The organism is Pseudomonas sp. H3_E04 (assembly GCF_054668915.1).
Genome location: NZ_CP162797.1, coordinates 1,573,449 through 1,590,304, shown reverse-complemented (window position 1 = coordinate 1,590,304; position 16,856 = coordinate 1,573,449). Strand labels below are relative to the sequence as shown.

The window sequence follows — 16,856 nt, the reverse complement described above, 5'->3', positions numbered from 1 at the left end:
GGCCGACGAATCAGCTTTTTCGTTGCTTCAGACGTTCATAACGCGCCAGCAACGGCTGCGTGCTGATGCCATGCAGCAGAATACTCAAGGCAACAACCGACAACGTGAGGTCCGTACAGACCTTGGCCACGTCGGAATCCAGGCCGTGGTTCAGGGCGAAGAACAGATAGAACAGGCTGCCGATGCCGCGAATGCCGAACCAGCCGATCAACAAACGCTGCGGCCCGCTGAGCAGATTGCCCCACGGCATCAGCGCCACGCTCAGTGGCCGGATCAGGCAAAACAATACGGCGCCGATCCACAATGCTCGCCAATCCCAGTGGGCAATCAGCACGACGCCGAGCAGGGTGACCAGAAACACCTCCATCGCCCGTTCGACCAGACTGCCGAACGCGAGCATGTCGCCCATCATGATGCCCGCTGCGACCTGGCTGTCTTCCAATTGCTCGGTATCGCCATGCACGGCGTTCTGCGGTTCAACGTTCTGATGGCCGACCACCGGTTGCACCAGATGCTCGGCAGGCACTTGGGTAATGCCGGTGGATTTCACCTCCTCCTGACGCAGGCCGAGGCCGGCGGCAAACACCGCGAGGAAGCCATAGCCGCCAATGGCATCGGCCACCACGTAGGAAAGCGCAATCAGGGCGAGGGTCAGATAATCGTTGGGGCCGAGGGTGCTGTCGTCATTGTGAATGCGCAGCGACAGGGCGATGCGGCCGATGCCGCGACCCATCCAATAGCCGGTTAGCAAACCCGCCGGCACCGCCCACAACAGACTGCGGATCACCCAGTGCTGCCACTCGCCCGCGCTGCCGTCACCGTGCAGCAACAGCAGACCAAGAATCACGAAAGGGAAGGCCACGCCATCGTTGAGCCCGGCTTCACCGGAGAGGCCGAAACGCACGCTGTCGATGTCCTGCGCATCATTGACCTGCACCAGCGCCGCAAGCACCGGGTCGGTCGGCGCCAGCATCGCACCGATCAGCAGCGAAGGCCCCCACGCCAGTTGCAGGCCCCAGTGCAGCAGCAGACATACGCCGATGATGCTCAGAATCATCACCGGCCCGGCCAGACCAAAAGCGATGCGCCAGGTTTTGTTGCCCAGCGGCAGACGCAGCTTCAAACCGCAGACGAACAGTGAAAAGAGCACCGCGACTTCCGTCAGGTGCTCCATCCACAACGACGATTCCTCCAGCGGCAATTGCAGCAGGTCGAGGCCGCTGGGGCCGATGGCGATGCCCAGCAGCAGACACACTGCCGAGGTGGTGACCGGCATCCAGCGCAACCAAGACGAGGTCAGGGCCAGCGTCAGCAGCACGGCGCCGAGCACTGCGACCCATACGCCGAAACTCATGACCGCTCACAGCAGCGAGTTTTCAAGGACAGGCGCACCGGGTCAGCTCACGGTCGTGCGCAGGTACTCGGGGATGAGCACGTTGAACCACAGCAGGATCATCGACACCAGCATGGTCACCAGCACCAATAGGCCAACGCCCCACACGCACGCTGAATACAGCAAGCCTTGCTCCTTGCGCTCGTGCATGAAGGTCGGCAGGCCGACAAACAGTAAAAACGTCGAATAGATCGACGCCGCGCCGAGCACCAGAATCGCCAGCCAGCGGCTCGGGTACAGCCCGGCAATCCCGGCGAGGAAAAACGGCGTCACCGTGTAGGCGGCAAACCCGATGCATTGATTGAGCGTTGGGCGCGCATCGAACGATCGCGACATCCATCTGATAAACCCGCCGATAATCGCCACACCGGCGACAATCGTCACGTACAGCAACACGCTCAGTTGCAAGGCGCTGGCCGTGCTCAGGCGCACGTTTTCACCCACGGCGAGGCTCCAACCGACCTGGGTAGTGCCGATGAACAGGCACACGGCCGGAATCAGCGCGAGCAGCAGTAGATGGGCGAGGTAGTGGCGGGGATGGGTTTCTTCTTCGCGGCGGATATCGGTCCAGGCGAAATTGGGTTGGGTGAAGAGTCTGACGAGGGGGGCGGACATGACAACCTCCTGTTCCTGTTGGCCCGTAGGGGCTTACAGGTATGGAGGGATGCCATGCCGCTCGGGTTCAGTTTTTCTGCTGCACGGTTACAGCATCGGTTTGCCGCCGGTCACGCCGTAGCGCTGGCCGGTGATGTAGCTGGCTTCGTCGGAGGCCAGCAGCACGTAAATCGGTGCGACTTCCACCGGTTGGCCGGGACGGCCGAGCGGGGTGCTGCCGCCGAAGTTCTGCACCTCTTCGTCGGGCATGGTCGAGACGATCAGCGGCGTCCAGATCGGGCCGGGCGCGACGCTGTTGACGCGAATTTCCTTCGGCCCGAGCATCTGCGCCAGACCACCGGTGAAGTTGGCAATCGCACCTTTGGTGGTGGCGTAGGCCAGCAAGGTCGGTTTGGGCATGTCCGAGTTGACCGAACTGGTGTTGATGATCGATGAACCGGGCCCCATGTGCTTGATCGCCGCCTGGCAGATCCTGAACATGGCGGTGATGTTCACATCGAACGTCATCACCCATTCGTCATCAGGGATTTCTTCGAAGTTTTCGTGGGTCATCTGGAACGCGGCGTTGTTGACCAGAATGTCGATGCGGCCAAAGCGCTCGACGGTCTTGTCGACCAGCGCCTGACACTGAGCCTTCTCGGCGATATCGCCCGGCAGCAGGATGCACTGACGCCCGGCCTGTTCGACCCAGCGTGCGGTTTCTTTAGCGTCTTCGTGTTCATTCAAGTACGCCACGGCGACGTCGGCGCCTTCACGGGCGAAGGCAATCGCCACTGCGCGACCGATGCCGCTGTCAGCGCCGGTGATCAGCGCAATCTTGCCGGCCAGGCGGCCAGAACCGACGTAACTTTGCTCGCCGCAGTCCGGGTACGGCTCCATTTTGCGCTGCGAGCCGGGCACCGCTTGGGCTTGTTTCGGGAAGGGTGGTTTTGGATAGTCAGTCATCGCAGGGTCTCCTGATTTCAAGGCCAGTGTTCCGGGTTGACCCGGTGGCTTTGCCTGGAGTTCGATCGGATTTGCGCTGGATTGTGGTTGGCTATGCAAAACCAATGTGGGAGCGAGCCTGCTCGCGAAAGCGGTGTGTCAGACGATAAATGTGTCGACTGACACTGCGCTTGCGCGAGCAGGCTCGCTCCCACAGGGATCATTTACACAAGGGAATCTCGGGGCAGGATCAGAGATTGCGGTTTGCCAAAGCCCGCTCCATCCGCGCAATCCCATCTTCCAGCAACGCCCTCGGGCAGCCGAAATTCAAGCGCACGAACTGTTGATGCTGGTCGCTAAAATCCAGCCCGGCACTGAGCCCGACCTTGCCCTGTTCGAGGAAGAATCGCTGCGGATCCGGCAGGTCGAGCGCCGTGCAATCGAGCCATGCCAGATAGGTGCCCTGCGGCACATTGATGCTCACGCCTGGCAGGCGCGTGCGCACCGCGTCTACCAGCCAGTCGCGGTTGGCCTGCAGGTAGGTTTTCAGTTCGGCGAGCCACGGCGCGGCTTCGCTGTAGGCGACGCGGGTGGCTTCCATGCCCAGCGGGTTGACGCTGTCGACCATGCCGCAGCGGGCGTGATTGACGCGTTCGCGCAGGGCGGCGTCCTGAATGATCATGAACGAGGTCTTGAGACCGGCGATGTTGTACGCCTTGCTCGCCGACATCAGGGTGATCGTGCGTTTCGATACCTCCGGGCTCAGTGAAGCAGTAGGAATATGCACGCGGCCGTCGAAGCACAGTTCGGCGTGAATCTCGTCGGAGATGATCCACGCGTCCTGCGCTGCGCAAATGTCCGCCACGGCCTGTAACTCCTCGCGATCAAAGACCTTGCCGATCGGGTTGTGCGGGTTGCTCAACAGCAGGGCGCCGCCGCCTTTGAGCGACTCGCGCAGTGCGTCCAATGGCGTGGCGTAGGTGCCATCGGCCTGGGCGTTGAATTCCAGCTCAACCTTGTTCAGCCCCCAATGCCCCGGCGCATGGCGCAGCGGCGGGTAGTTCGGCACCTGCACGACGACATTCTGTTGCGCCTGGACCAAAGCCTTGAGGGCCATGTTGAAGCCCGATTCCACGCCCGGCAGGAAGATCAGCTCCTGCGGTTTGACCTGCCACGCGTACTTGTTCCACAGGTCGGCGACGATGGCTTGCCGCAGATTGTCCTGGGCCACGCTGTAACCGAGCAGCGGGTGCAGCAGGCGCTGTTGCAAGGCTTCGACGATGACCGGTGGCGCAGCGAAATCCATATCAGCGACCCACATCGGCAACACATCGGCCGGGTAGCGGCTCCACTTGGTGCTGCCAGTGTGGTGGCGGTCGAACAACTGATCAAAATCGAAAGTCATGCGCGGTCTCGTCAAGGCGGAGTTGGTTCTGCCGGACATTCTATGCGCAACGCCATCTGTGTGGGAGCGAGCCTGCTCGCGAATACGTCGGGTCACGCAGCATTGAGTTCAATGACCCATCGCTTTCGCGAGCAGGCTCGCTCCCACAGGGGGGTGTGCACTGGCTGGAAATCCGGGCCAGACACCCGACGGTCGGTTTTCACACAATCGGCAAGGTCTTTGTCTACAGTGAAAAAGTCGGCGCCAAGGCGTCGCAACCGTGATTGTCCAGATAAAGCCCGGCGCAAGTACCGGGTTCCACCTGATCAGGAGTGCACGATGGATCTCAGCCGTCGTCAGTTCTTCAAGGTCGCCGGTATCGGCCTTGCAGGCTCAAGCCTGGGCGCGTTGGGCATGGCCCCGACGGCGGCCTTCGCCGAGCAGGTGCGTCACTTCAAGCTCGCCCACACCCGTGAAACCCGCAACACCTGCCCGTATTGCTCGGTCGGTTGCGGTTTGATCATGTACAGCCAGGGCGATGCCGGCAAGAACGTGGCGCAGAACATCATTCACATCGAAGGCGATTCCGACCACCCGGTCAATCGCGGCACGCTGTGCCCGAAAGGCGCGGGCCTGCTCGACTTCATTCACAGCCCCGGCCGCTTGCAGTACCCGCAAGTGCGCAAGCCTGGCAGCAATGAATGGACGCGCATCGGCTGGGACGAAGCCCTCGATCGCATCGCCGACCTGATGAAGGCCGACCGCGACGCCAACTTCATCGAGAAAAATGCCAACGGGCAAACGGTGAATCGCTGGCTGACTACCGGTTTCCTCGCGGCATCGGCGGCATCCAACGAAGCCGGCTACATCACCCAGAAGGTGATTCGCAGCCTCGGTCTGCTGGGGTTCGATAACCAGGCGCGTGTCTGACACGGCCCGACGGTGGCAAGTCTTGCCCCGACGTACGGCCGTGGTGCCATGACCAATACCTGGACCGATATCGCCAACGCGAATCTGATCCTGGTAATGGGCGGCAACGCAGCAGAAGCGCATCCGTGCGGCTTCAAATGGGTGACAGAGGCCAAGGCGCACAACGCCGCGCGGCTGATCGTGGTTGATCCGCGTTTTACCCGGACCGCGTCGGTGGCCGACTATTACGCGCCGATCCGCACCGGTACCGACATCGCCTTCATGGGCGGTTTGATCAATTACCTGCTGACCGAGGACAAGATCCAGCACGAATACGTGCGCAATTACACTGACGTGTCGTTCATCGTCAAAGCCGGCTATGGCTTCGAAGACGGCTTGTTCAGTGGTTATGACGCGGAAAAACGCAGCTATACCGACAAGTCCGGCTGGGGCTACGAATTCGCCGAGGACGGTTTCGTCCGCGTCGACCCGACCCTGCAAGACCCGCGCTGCGTATATCAACTGATGAAGCAGCATTACAGCCGCTACAACATCGACCTGGCCAGCCAGATCTGCGGCATGCCCGTCGACGCGATGCAGAAAATCTGGGAAGAGATCGCCACCTGCTCGACACCGGGCAAGACCATGACGATTCTCTATGCCCTCGGCTGGACGCAGCACTCGATCGGCGCGCAGATCATCCGCAGCGCGGCGATGGTGCAACTGCTGTTGGGCAACGTCGGCATGCCCGGCGGCGGCGTCAATGCGCTGCGCGGGCACTCGAACATTCAGGGCCTGACCGACCTCGGCCTGCTTTCCAATGCCTTGCCCGGCTACCTCACGCTGCCCAGCGACAGCGAGCAGGATTACGGCCAGTTCATCTTCAAACGCACGCAGGTTCCGCTCAGACCGGGGCAGCTCTCGTACTGGCAGAACTACAGCAAATTCCACGTCAGCCTGATGAAATCCTGGTACGGCGCCAACGCCACCGCCGAGAACAACTGGCTGTTTGACCATTTGCCGAAACTCGACATCCCCAACTACGACGTGCTGAAAATGTTCGATCTGATGAGCCAAGGCGAGGTCAACGGCTACTTCTGCCAAGGCTTCAATCCGATCGCCGCGTTACCGGACAAGAACCGTGTGATGGGCGCATTGGCCAAGCTCAAGTGGCTGGTGGTGATGGACCCGCTGGCCACGGAAACCTCGGAGTTCTGGCAAAACGTCGGGCCGTACAACGACGTGAAAACCGCCGAAATCCAGACCGAAGTCATTCGCCTGCCGACCACTTGCTTTGCCGAGGAAGACGGCTCGCTGGTCAACAGCAGCCGCTGGCTGCAATGGCACTGGAAAGGCGCCGATGGCCCCGGTGAAGCGCAGACCGACATTCGCATCATGAGCGAACTGTTCCTGCGCCTGCGCCAGCGTTATCAGAGCGAAGGCGGCAAATTTGCCGATCCGCTGCTGAAACTGTCGTGGCCGTACAAGATCCCCGACGAGCCTTCGCCGGAAGAACTGGCGCGGGAAATCAACGGCACCGCTGTCAGCGATTTCACCGATGCCAGCGGCGTCACGGTCAAGGCCGGTACGCAACTGGCCGGCTTCGGTTTGCTCAAGGATGACGGCAGCACCGCGTCCGGTTGCTGGATTTTCGCCGGCAGCTGGACCGAGGCCGGCAACCAGATGGCCCGTCGCGACAATGCCGACCCGTTCGGCATGCATCAGCATCAGGGCTGGGCGTGGGCGTGGCCGGCGAATCGGCGGATTCTCTACAACCGCGCCTCGGCGGACCCGGCGGGCAAACCGTGGGATCCGAAAAAGCGTCTGGTGTGGTGGAACGGCAAGGCCTGGACCGGTACCGACGTGCCGGATTACAAGGCCGACGTGCCGCCGGAAGCCGGGATGAATCCGTTCATCATGAACCCTGAAGGCGTGGCGCGGTTCTTCGCCGTCGACAAGATGAACGAAGGGCCATTCCCCGAGCACTACGAGCCGTTCGAAACGCCGATCGGCATCAACCCGCTGCACCCGCAGAACAAGAAGGCCACCAGCAACCCGGCGGCGCGGATCTTCGATTCGGTCTGGGAAACCCTCGGCGAAGCCAAGGACTTCCCGTACGCCGGCACCAGTTATCGGCTTACCGAGCATTTCCACTTCTGGAGCAAGCACTGCAAGTTGAACGCGATTGCCCAGCCTGAGCAGTTCGTTGAAATCGGCGAGGTGCTGGCGAACGAGAAGGGCATTGCTGCCGGTGATCGGGTGCGGGTCAGCTGCAAGCGCGGCTTTATCGAAGCGGTGGCGGTGGTGACCAAACGGATCCGGCCGCTGCAGGTCAACGGCCAGGTCGTGCATCAGATCGGCATCCCGCTGCACTGGGGTTTCACTGGCCTGACGCGTCACGGTTACCTGACCAACACCCTGGTGCCGTTCCTCGGCGATGGCAACACTCAGACCCCGGAATCCAAGTCATTCCTGGTCAACGTGGAGAAACTGTAAATGGCCAGCCAAGACATCATTGCCCGCTCGGCCACTACCACCGTGCCGCCGTCGGTGAGGACTCAGCAAGGCGTCGCCAAGCTGATCGACACCACCAAATGCATCGGCTGCAAGGCCTGCCAGGTCGCCTGCTCGGAATGGAACGAGCTGCGCGACGAGGTCGGCCACAACCACGGCACCTACGACAATCCGCAGGACCTGACGGCGGATTCATGGACGCTGATGCGCTTCACCGAGCACGAAACCGACGCCGGCAACCTTGAGTGGCTGATCCGCAAGGACGGCTGCATGCACTGCGCCGAGCCCGGTTGTCTGGCCGCGTGCCCGAGCCCCGGCGCGATCATTCAGCATGCCAACGGCATCGTCGATTTCGATCAGGACCACTGCATCGGTTGTGGCTATTGCATCACCGGTTGCCCGTTCAACATTCCGCGCATTTCGCAGAAGGATCACAAGGCCTACAAATGTACGCTGTGTTCCGACCGCGTGGCGGTGGGGCTGGAGCCGGCCTGCGTGAAAACCTGCCCGACCGGCGCCATCGTCTTCGGCACCAAGGAAGACATGAAAGAGCACGCCGCCGAACGCATCGTCGACCTGAAAAGCCGTGGCTTTGAAAACGCCGGTCTGTACGACCCGGCAGGCGTTGGCGGCACCCACGTGATGTACGTGCTGCACCATGCCGACACGCCGAAAATCTACGCCGGTTTGCCGGACCATCCGGCGATCAGTCCGCTGGTGGGTTTGTGGAAAGGCATCAGCAAACCCCTCGGCCTGCTGGCGATGGGCGCGGCGGTGCTGGCCGGGTTTTTCCACTACGTGCGCATCGGCCCGAATCGTGTCGAGGAGGATGAACTCCCACCAGCGCCCGACACCTCGGTGCATGTGGTCGACCCGGCGGTGCACACCTTCGATCCACGCGGGGAGGAGCGGCCATGAGCAACAAGACGATCCTGCGTTACAGCGCCAACCAGCGCACCAATCACTGGCTGGTGGCGATCCTGTTTTTCATGGCCGGGTTGTCCGGGCTGGCGTTGTTTCATCCGTCGCTGTTCTGGCTCAGTAACCTGTTCGGCGGCGGCACCTGGACGCGGATCCTGCACCCGTACATGGGCATCGCCATGTTCGTGCTGTTCCTCGGTCTGGTGTTCAGCTTCTGGCGCAGCAACTTCTTCATCGCCAATGACCGCCAGTGGCTGCGGCGGATCAACCGGGTGATGGTCAACGACGAAGAAAGCGTGCCACCGGTAGGCAAGTACAACGCTGGGCAAAAGCTGCTGTTCTGGACTTTACTGCTGTGCATGCTCGGTTTGCTGTTCACCGGGCTGGTGATCTGGCGCGCGTGGTTCAGCGCGTATTTCGGCATCAGCGTGATCCGCTGGGCCATGCTGTTGCATGCGCTGGCCGGGTTCGTGCTGGTGCTGAGCATCATCGTGCACATCTACGCCGGTTTGTGGATCAAGGGTTCGGTCGACGCCATGCTGCATGGCTGGGTCAGCCGGCCGTGGGCCAGAAAACACCATGAACTGTGGTACCGCGAGGTGACCCGCGACGAACAGCCTCGGGACCGGCCTGAGCGACCGCTGACGAAAAAGGGCTGACTTTTGCCAAGCATTCTTGAACCTGGGGAAATCGAGGCGGCGGCCAGTTCGCCGCCGTTTCTGTACCTGCCACCGCGTAACCTGTTTGCCCTGCGTGCCGAGCGCCTTGAGCGTCTGGCCGAGGGCAATGGGTTGGCGGATTATCTGCTTCTGATGGCCGGGTTGTGTCGGGCGCAGCAGCAGGTTTTCGATGATCCGCCGCTGACCGCGCCGTTTGATGCGCAGCGTTTCGAAGCCTGTCAGCAGCACGGTCTGCCGCCGTTCGCAGCGGACACTTTGGTGCGTGAGGACGCCTGGCAGCCGTGGTTGGACGCTTTGCTGCAGCGCTATGCGCCAGCGGACCAGCCTGCGGTGATCGATGCGCTGGACACTTTGCGCGGGACTGGTGCCGGCCAGTTGCGCGCATGGGCAGTGGCGCTGGTCAGTGGGCAATATTCGCTGGTGCCGGCGGCACTGGTGCCGTTTCTCGGCGCGGCGCTGCAAACCGCATGGAGCCACTGGCTGCTCAGTGTGCCAAATCTGCAACTCAAGCCTGGAGACAGCCTCAGCCAATGCCCGGCCTGTGGTTCGCCGGCCATGGCCGGGGTGATTCGCCATCGCGGCAAGCACAACGGTTTGCGTTATCTGGTCTGTTCGCTGTGTGCCTGCGAATGGCATGTGGTGCGGGTCAAGTGCGTGTATTGCGAGCAGAGCAAGGGCCTTGAATATCTCAGCGAGGAAGACGACCGGCACAGCGCCGAACAGGCACCGCTGCGCGCCGAAGTCTGCCCGAGCTGCAACAGCTACCTGAAATTGCTTTATCTGGAGAACGACGCCGAAGCCGAGGCGTTGTCAGCGGACCTCGGCAGTTTGCTGCTGGACATGCGTCTGGCCCAGGACGGTTATCAGCGTCTGGCACCGAATCTGTTGCTGGCGCCCGGAGACGAATGACGAGAGCAGAACTGTGGGAGGGGGCTGCTCACGAAGGGGCCGTTTCAGCCACATCATCTTCGACTGATCTACCGCTTTCGCGAGCAAGCCCGCTCCCACAGGTTTATGTGCCGGATCACAAAGCCCGGTCAGCCCCGGATTTTCAAGTGGGAGCGAGCCTGCTCGCGAAGGCGTCAGGTCAGCCACATCCACGCTAACTGACACACCGCTTTCGCGAGCAGGCTCGCTCCCACAGTTTTTGTGGTGACCAACAATGTTCATTCCACCCCGAATCCCTGTGGGAGCTGGCAAGCCAGCTCCCACAGATTTATGTGCCGGATCACAAAGCCCGGTCAGCCCGGATTTCCATGTGGGAGCGAGCCTGCTCGCGAAGGCGTCAGGTCAGCCACATCCACACTAACTGACACACCGCTTTCGCGAGCAAGCCCGCTCCCACAGGTTTATGTGCCGGATCACAAAGCCCGGTCAGCCCCGGATTTCCATGTGGGAGCGAGCCTGCTCGCGAAGGCGTCAGGTCAGCCACACCCACATTTACTGACACATCGCTTTCGCGAGCAGGCTCGCTCCCACAGGTTTTGTGGTGATCAACAATGTTCATTCCACCCCGAATCCCTGTGGGAGCTGGCTTGCCAGCGATTCGGTTGGCACATCCACCACTTCTTTGACTGACCCACCGCAATCGCTGGCAAGCCAGCTCCCACAGGTTTATGTGCCGGATCACAAAGCCCGGTCAGCCCGGATTTCCATGTGGGAGCGAGCCTGCTCGCGAAGGCGTCAGGTCAGCCACATCCACACTAACTGACACACCGCTTTCGCGAGCAGGCTCGCTCCCACAGGTTTTGTGGTGACCAACAATGTTCATTCCACCCCGAATCCCTGTGGGAGCTGGCTTGCCAGCGACTCGGTTGGTACATCCACCGCTTCTTTGACTGACCCACCGCAATCGCTGGCAAGCCAGCTTCCACAGATTTATGTGCCGGATCACAAAGCCCGGTCAGCCCCGGATTTTCAAGTGGGAGCGAGCCTGCTCGCGAAGGCGTCAGGTCAGCCACATCCACGCTAACTGACACACCGCTTTCGCGAGCAAGCCCGCTCCCACAGGTTTTGTGGTGACCAACAATGTTCATTCCACCCCGAATCCCTGTGGGAGCTGGCTTGCCAGCGATTCGGTCGGCACATCCACCACTTCTTTGACTGACCTACCGCAATCGCTGGCAAGCCCGCTCCCACAGGTTTTGTGGTGACCAACAATGTTCATTCCACCCCGAATCCCTATGGGAGCCGGCAAGCCAGCTCCCACAGTGCGTCTACACTGCTGAAATACTTGCGGGAGGGGGTTGCTCACGAAGGGGTCGTTTCAGTTACATCATTGCTGACTGACTTACCGCATTCGCGAGCAAGCCCGCTCCCACAGTAATTGGCTGCGTGCACTCATTTTGCAGGCTGTCCCAAAACCGTGTGGGAGGGGGCTTGCTCCCGAAGGGGCCTTTCCGGTCAAAACAGGAGTGGTTGATGTCTTCCAGCGTTGCCCTGCGATTACCGTCCATTGATGGGTTGTTGCGTCACCCGGCGTGCGCGCCGTTGGCCGAGCGTTACGGCCGGGATTCTTTGCTGACGGGCCTGCGCCAGTTGCTCGATGAGCTACGGCCCAGCGTGTTGAGCGGGCAAGTGTCCGCCATTGAAATCGGCGCCGAAGTGCTCGCCGGCCGCGTCGGCGAACGCTTGGCGCAACAGCAACGCAGCCAGGTGCGCAGGGTATTCAATCTGACCGGCACGGTGCTGCATACCAATCTCGGTCGCGCCCTGCTGCCTGATGAAGCCATCGAAGCGGTGCAAATGGCTGCACGCTACCCGCTTAATCTCGAATTCGATCTGGCCAGCGGCAAGCGCGGTGATCGTGACGACCTGATCGAAGGTCTGATCCGCGAACTGACCGGCGCCGAAGCGGTGACCGTGGTCAACAACAATGCCGCTGCCGTGTTGCTCACCCTCAACAGCCTAGGCGCGCGCAAGGAGGGCATCATCTCGCGCGGTGAACTGATCGAAATCGGCGGTGCCTTCCGCATCCCCGACATCATGGCCCGCGCCGGCGTGCGCCTGCATGAAGTCGGCACGACCAACCGCACCCATGCCCGTGATTACCAAGCGGCGATCGGCCCGCGCAGCGGTTTGATCATGCGCGTGCATGCCAGCAACTACAGCATCGAAGGCTTTACCGCGCGGGTGGCGACTGCGGAACTGGCCGAGTTAGCGCACGCCCATAGCTTGCCGTTACTGGAGGATCTGGGCAGTGGCAGCCTGCTCGACCTGACCCGCTGGGGCCTGCCGGCGGAACCGACGGTGAGACAGGCGTTGCTCGATGGCGCTGACATCGTCACCTTCAGCGGCGACAAATTGCTCGGCGGGCCGCAGGCCGGGTTGATCGTCGGGCGCAAAGAACTGATCGCAAAGATCAAGAAGAATCCGTTGAAACGCGCGCTGCGGGTCGACAAGTTAACCCTGGCCGCGCTGGAAGCGGTGCTGGGTTTGTATCGCGATCCGGATCGTCTCGCTGAACGTCTGCCGAGCCTGCGCCTGCTGACCCGTCCGCAAGCTGACATCTTCGCCCAGGCTTTGCGCTTGCAGCCCTTGATGGCTGAACGTTTGGGCGAGATATGGCAGGTCAGCGCGGTCGAGGCGTTGGGCATGATCGGCAGCGGCAGCCAACCGGTGGCGCGTCTGCCAAGCGCAGCGCTGTGTTGTCGCCCACAGGTGTCCAAGCGCTGGCGCGGGCGTTATCTGCTCAATCTCGAAGCGGCGTTGCGCGATTTGCCGATCCCGGTACTCGGGCGGATCGACGACGATGCGCTGTGGCTGGATCTGCGCCAGCTCGACGATGAGCCGGCGTGGCTGGCGCAGTTGCCGCATTTGCAGGTCGACGCGTGATCGTCGGCACGGCGGGGCACATCGATCACGGCAAGACTTCGCTGTTGCAGGCGCTGACCGGGCAAACCGGCGACCGCCGGCCGCAGGAGCGCGAACGCGGCATGACCATCGACCTCGGTTACCTCTACGCCGAACTCAAGGCGGGCTCCGGGCTCACCGGGTTCATCGACGTGCCCGGCCATGAGAAATTCACCCACAACATGCTCGCCGGCGCGCAGGGCATTGATCTGGTATTGCTAGTGGTCGCGGCCGACGACGGCGTGATGCCGCAGACCCGCGAGCATCTGGCGATCGTCGAGCTGCTCGGCATTCCCCGCGCGCTGGTGGCGATTACTAAATGCGACCGGGCGGGAGCGGGCAGGGTGGAAGAGGTGCAGCGCCAGGTCCTGGATTTGCTGGCGGCCGGGCCATTCGCCGATGCGCCGATTTTTACCGTGTCGAGTGTGACCGGGCAGGGCGTCGATGAGTTGCGCGCGGCGTTATTGCAGGCGCACAACGAGGTGCAAACGCGCGGTTGCGATGGCGGCTTTCGTCTGGCGATTGATCGGGCGTTCAGCGTTGCTGGAGCAGGGGTTGTGGTCACGGGCACCGCGCTGTCGGGCACGGTTGCAGTGGGCGAAAAACTGCTTCTGGCGCCTGCCGGCAAATCGGTGCGCATTCGTGGCCTGCACGCGCAAAATCAGGCTGCCGAACAGGCTTTCGCCGGCCAGCGCGTGGCGTTGAACCTCAGCGGCGAACGTCTGGAACTGGCGCAGATTCACCGTGGCCAATGGCTGCTGGCGGACTGGCTGCATGCGCCAACCCAGCGCATCGACATCGAGTTTCAGCTGTTGCCCGGCGAGCGCACCTTCGAACATTTCCACCCGGTGCATGTGCATGTCGGCACCCAGGACGTCATCGCCCGCGTCGCCTTGTTGCAAGGCCCGCGCCTGAGCCCCGGCGAGCGCATGTTTGCGCAATTGCTGATCAGCGCGCCGGTGCACGCGGTGAAGGGCGATCGGCTGATCCTGCGCGACGCCAGCGCGCAACGCACCCTCGGCGGTGGCATCGTTCTCGACTCGTTCGCCCCGGCCCGCCAACGCCGCAGCCCGGAACGCCTCGCACAACTGCAAACCCTCGCCCTTAGCGTCAGCCTCGAACAAGCCTTGCCGGCACTGCTCAACCACAGCCCCGGCGGCGTCGACCCGCAACGCTTGGAACGCCAGTTCAACCGCCCGCGCGCGCAGTGGACGTTGGCGGAAAACATCCGCCTGATCGACACCCGCCAAGGCCCGCTGCTGTTCAATGTTCAGCGCTGGGGCCAGTTGAAATTCACCTTGCTCGAACAACTGGCGCGGTTCCACGAACAGGAACCCGATCAGATGGGGCCGGACCGCGATCGACTGCGCCGCTTCAGCGCGCTGGCACTGGAACGCTCGACGTTCATCAGCCTGCTCGACGAACTGCTCAGCGTCGGCTCGATCCTCGCCAGCGGCCCCTGGTTGCACCTGCCCGACCATCAGGTGCGCCTGAATGCTGACGACGAAAGCCTCTGGCAGCAATTACAGCCGTTGTTCGAACAGGCCGGTTTCGAACCGCCGTGGGTGCGCGACGCCGCGAAAATGCTCGGCGAAGAAGACGCCAGCGTCCGCCTGCTCTTGCGCAAACTGGCGCGGCTGGGCCTGATGCACCAAGTGGTGCGCGACCTGTTCATCAGCGACATCGTCCTGCGGCAAATGGCGGCGCTGCTGCTGAAACTCGCCGAAGAAAATGCCGCAATCGAAGTGACAACCTTCCGCGATGCGCTAGGCTTGGGACGCAAACGCTGTATTCAGTATCTGGAGTATTTCGATCGACTCGGCCTGACCCGCCGCCTCGGCGAATCCCGCCAGATCCGCCCCGACAACGCGCTGGCTAACGCCTGCGCACCATGAACGAGGAAGACAATCGCGTCCGGTGGCGCGGCCGGGCTTCAAACCCGGTTGGGGACGGCATCCGTTCCCGGGCAGGTTCGACTCCGGCTGTCTTCCGCCAGTCTCTCAAAAGCAAAGATCGCAGCCTTCGGCAGCTCCTGCATCGATTTGCAGGAGCTGCCGAAGGCTGCGATCTCTTAATTCTGAATGCCGGTGAAACGTAGTCGGCCACGTTTGGTTCGCCAGTTATTGAGAGGCAGCCGCGAACTCTTGTGGGAGCGAGCCTGCTCGCGAAAACGGTATATCAGCCGACATCTCAGGGACTGACCCACCGCATTCGCGAGCAGGCTCGCTCCCACAAAGTTTGGCGCGTGAACGAAGCCTTGTGGTCGACAGAAATCCCTGTGTGGGCTTGCCCGCGAAGGCGCCTCACTCAGCATCCTTTAGCGAGGCCCGCTACTGCGGCAACTCCAGATTATCCAGCACCCGATTCACCGCCAATTCTCCGAGCATGATCAACTGCGCAATCCCCATCAGCGTCCGGCGCTGGGATGGCTTGACCAGTCCGGCGAATTCCTGGGCGATGGTTTTCGCGGAGGCGAGGGTTTCGCAGGCGTTGGCCAGCAGGTCTTCGTTTTTGGTGTCGGCGGTGACGGCGTACATCGCGCGGGGGCTGTAGGGCGGCGGGGTGGAGCCGGGTGGGCAGAGGTAGTGGTCGAGGGCGCGGTCGGCGGCTTCGTGGAGTTTTTTCGAGTCGAGGGATTCGTAGGGGGAGGTGGGGTCGGTTTCGGGTGGGTTGGGTGTTGGTTTGATCATGGTAAAGCTCCTATTAAGTGGAGCCGTCAGGCACTGTCGCTAAACAGTAGGTGGCGGCTGTACGCAGGTTAGCGAACCGGTTATAGGCACCCGGCAGACCCGAAGGTCTCCCGCATACAGCCACCATAGCGCAGTCGCAGAATTGAACCTGCGACGAAGCATGGACCGCTGATGCACCTAATTAAGATCCGGGTCGCTAAACCCGATCGCTGATTCGTCAGCGACCGCACCACAATAGAACCCGCCCCCAAGGCGCACAAGCCGGCGGATTCTGGCGTAGCTGTAGGCAACGGCGCAAGGATTTGTAGCCTTGAGACCGTATCCGCAGGTGTCTTTTAAACAGCTTCGTTTAAATCGAAGAATTGCGCCGGAGCTGACGGCCTCTTCGCGTGCAGGCTCGCTCCCGCATTGCAATGCATTGCGCCGCAATCCACCTCACCAGCCCACATCACCAAAACTCACGGTTGATACGGAATCACCTTGTCCCGGTCCATTTCCACCAGCAACTGATCGAGCATTTGCCGTTTGTTCTCGACCCCGGGAATCGGCACATACCACGTCATCACGCTCCAGCCTTCGCGCGAGTAGTTGTAGGTTTTGAGCAGTTGGCCATCCTTGAAGACCGAGCCGCGCAGGTTGTCCTGGTAGTGGTAGGGCATCGGGAAGGTGAACAGAGTGAAGACGTTGACCAGCGCCAGCCAGTTGACCTTGCCGTCGCTGGGTTCGGTGATCAACAGGCTGTAGCCGTTGCGGGTGTAACCGCCGTCGAGCATCGAGAACGCGCCGGTCTTTTTCAGGACGCTGACGGTCTCGCGCTGATGCTGCTCGTCGATGCGCGTATACGCGGGCCCCATGCCCAGCGTGACCGGCACATAGGCCTGATCGGCATGGTAATCGAGCGGTTGCAAGGTGTTGGCGCAGCCGCCCAGCATCAGAGAGGCACAGAGCAGGCCGGCGACTTTTATCATCGCGCG

Annotated in this window: 12 protein-coding genes and 1 tRNA gene; 7 read left to right on the top strand and 6 right to left on the bottom strand. The window is 61.8% G+C overall.

All coding sequences use genetic code 11. The features are described 5' to 3' along the window. Nucleotides 1-10 precede the first annotated feature (10 nt). From AB4N53_RS07150 to AB4N53_RS07135, 4 genes are all read right to left on the bottom strand, one after another. Nucleotides 11-1,354, bottom strand: a complete 1,344-nt coding sequence (locus AB4N53_RS07150; RefSeq protein ID WP_460119362.1) for a cation:proton antiporter — start codon at nucleotides 1,352-1,354, stop codon at nucleotides 11-13. A 42-nt stretch (nucleotides 1,355-1,396) separates the two neighbouring features. After that, the gene (locus AB4N53_RS07145) at nucleotides 1,397-2,008 is read right to left on the bottom strand and encodes a Yip1 family protein (RefSeq protein ID WP_016774823.1); all 612 of its coding nucleotides are present in this window, start codon (nucleotides 2,006-2,008) and stop codon (nucleotides 1,397-1,399) included. Nucleotides 2,009-2,095: 87 nt separating this feature from the next. Then, nucleotides 2,096-2,953 carry a glucose 1-dehydrogenase gene (locus tag AB4N53_RS07140; protein ID WP_460119359.1) on the bottom strand — a complete coding sequence of 286 codons (858 nt, stop codon included), beginning with the start codon at nucleotides 2,951-2,953 and terminating at the stop codon, nucleotides 2,096-2,098. 229 nt (nucleotides 2,954-3,182) lie between these two features. Then, entirely contained in the window at nucleotides 3,183-4,337 is a 1,155-nt protein-coding gene (locus AB4N53_RS07135; protein WP_460119357.1) for a MalY/PatB family protein, read from the bottom strand. Between the two features lie 318 nt (nucleotides 4,338-4,655). Here AB4N53_RS07135 and fdnG point away from each other — a divergent pair, with 318 nt between their 5' ends. The 7 genes from fdnG (at nucleotide 4,656) to AB4N53_RS07100 (ending at nucleotide 15,187) form a co-directional block, all read left to right on the top strand. Next, the gene (gene fdnG, locus AB4N53_RS07130; protein WP_460119355.1) at nucleotides 4,656-7,721 is read left to right on the top strand and encodes a formate dehydrogenase-N subunit alpha; all 3,066 of its coding nucleotides are present in this window, start codon (nucleotides 4,656-4,658) and stop codon (nucleotides 7,719-7,721) included. After that, on the top strand, nucleotides 7,722-8,657 hold the full coding sequence (fdxH, locus tag AB4N53_RS07125; RefSeq protein ID WP_460119353.1) for a formate dehydrogenase subunit beta: 936 nt from the start codon (nucleotides 7,722-7,724) through the stop codon (nucleotides 8,655-8,657). It abuts the gene before it with no gap. Beyond that, complete coding sequence (locus AB4N53_RS07120) at nucleotides 8,654-9,319, top strand: formate dehydrogenase subunit gamma (protein WP_460119351.1); 666 nt, start codon at nucleotides 8,654-8,656, stop codon at nucleotides 9,317-9,319. Before fdxH ends, AB4N53_RS07120 begins: the two co-directional genes overlap by 4 nt. A gap of 3 nt (nucleotides 9,320-9,322) precedes the next feature. Continuing rightward, nucleotides 9,323-10,249 carry a formate dehydrogenase accessory protein FdhE gene (fdhE, locus tag AB4N53_RS07115; protein WP_460119349.1) on the top strand — a complete coding sequence of 309 codons (927 nt, stop codon included), beginning with the start codon at nucleotides 9,323-9,325 and terminating at the stop codon, nucleotides 10,247-10,249. Between the two features lie 1,512 nt (nucleotides 10,250-11,761). Continuing rightward, entirely contained in the window at nucleotides 11,762-13,174 is a 1,413-nt protein-coding gene (gene selA, locus AB4N53_RS07110; protein WP_460119347.1) for an L-seryl-tRNA(Sec) selenium transferase, read from the top strand. Continuing rightward, entirely contained in the window at nucleotides 13,171-15,087 is a 1,917-nt protein-coding gene (gene selB / locus AB4N53_RS07105) for a selenocysteine-specific translation elongation factor (RefSeq protein ID WP_460125368.1), read from the top strand. Before selA ends, selB begins: the two co-directional genes overlap by 4 nt. Nucleotides 15,088-15,091: 4 nt before the next feature. After that, nucleotides 15,092-15,187 (top strand) — tRNA-Sec (locus tag AB4N53_RS07100). Nucleotides 15,188-15,522: 335 nt separating this feature from the next. Here AB4N53_RS07100 and AB4N53_RS07095 read toward each other — a convergent pair. Then, nucleotides 15,523-15,882, bottom strand: coding sequence for a DUF6124 family protein (locus tag AB4N53_RS07095; protein WP_253500427.1), 360 nt, complete (start codon nucleotides 15,880-15,882; stop codon nucleotides 15,523-15,525). Nucleotides 15,883-16,340: 458 nt separating this feature from the next. After that, on the bottom strand, nucleotides 16,341-16,850 hold the full coding sequence (locus AB4N53_RS07090; protein WP_016774812.1) for a hypothetical protein: 510 nt from the start codon (nucleotides 16,848-16,850) through the stop codon (nucleotides 16,341-16,343). Nucleotides 16,851-16,856: the final 6 nt, after the last annotated feature.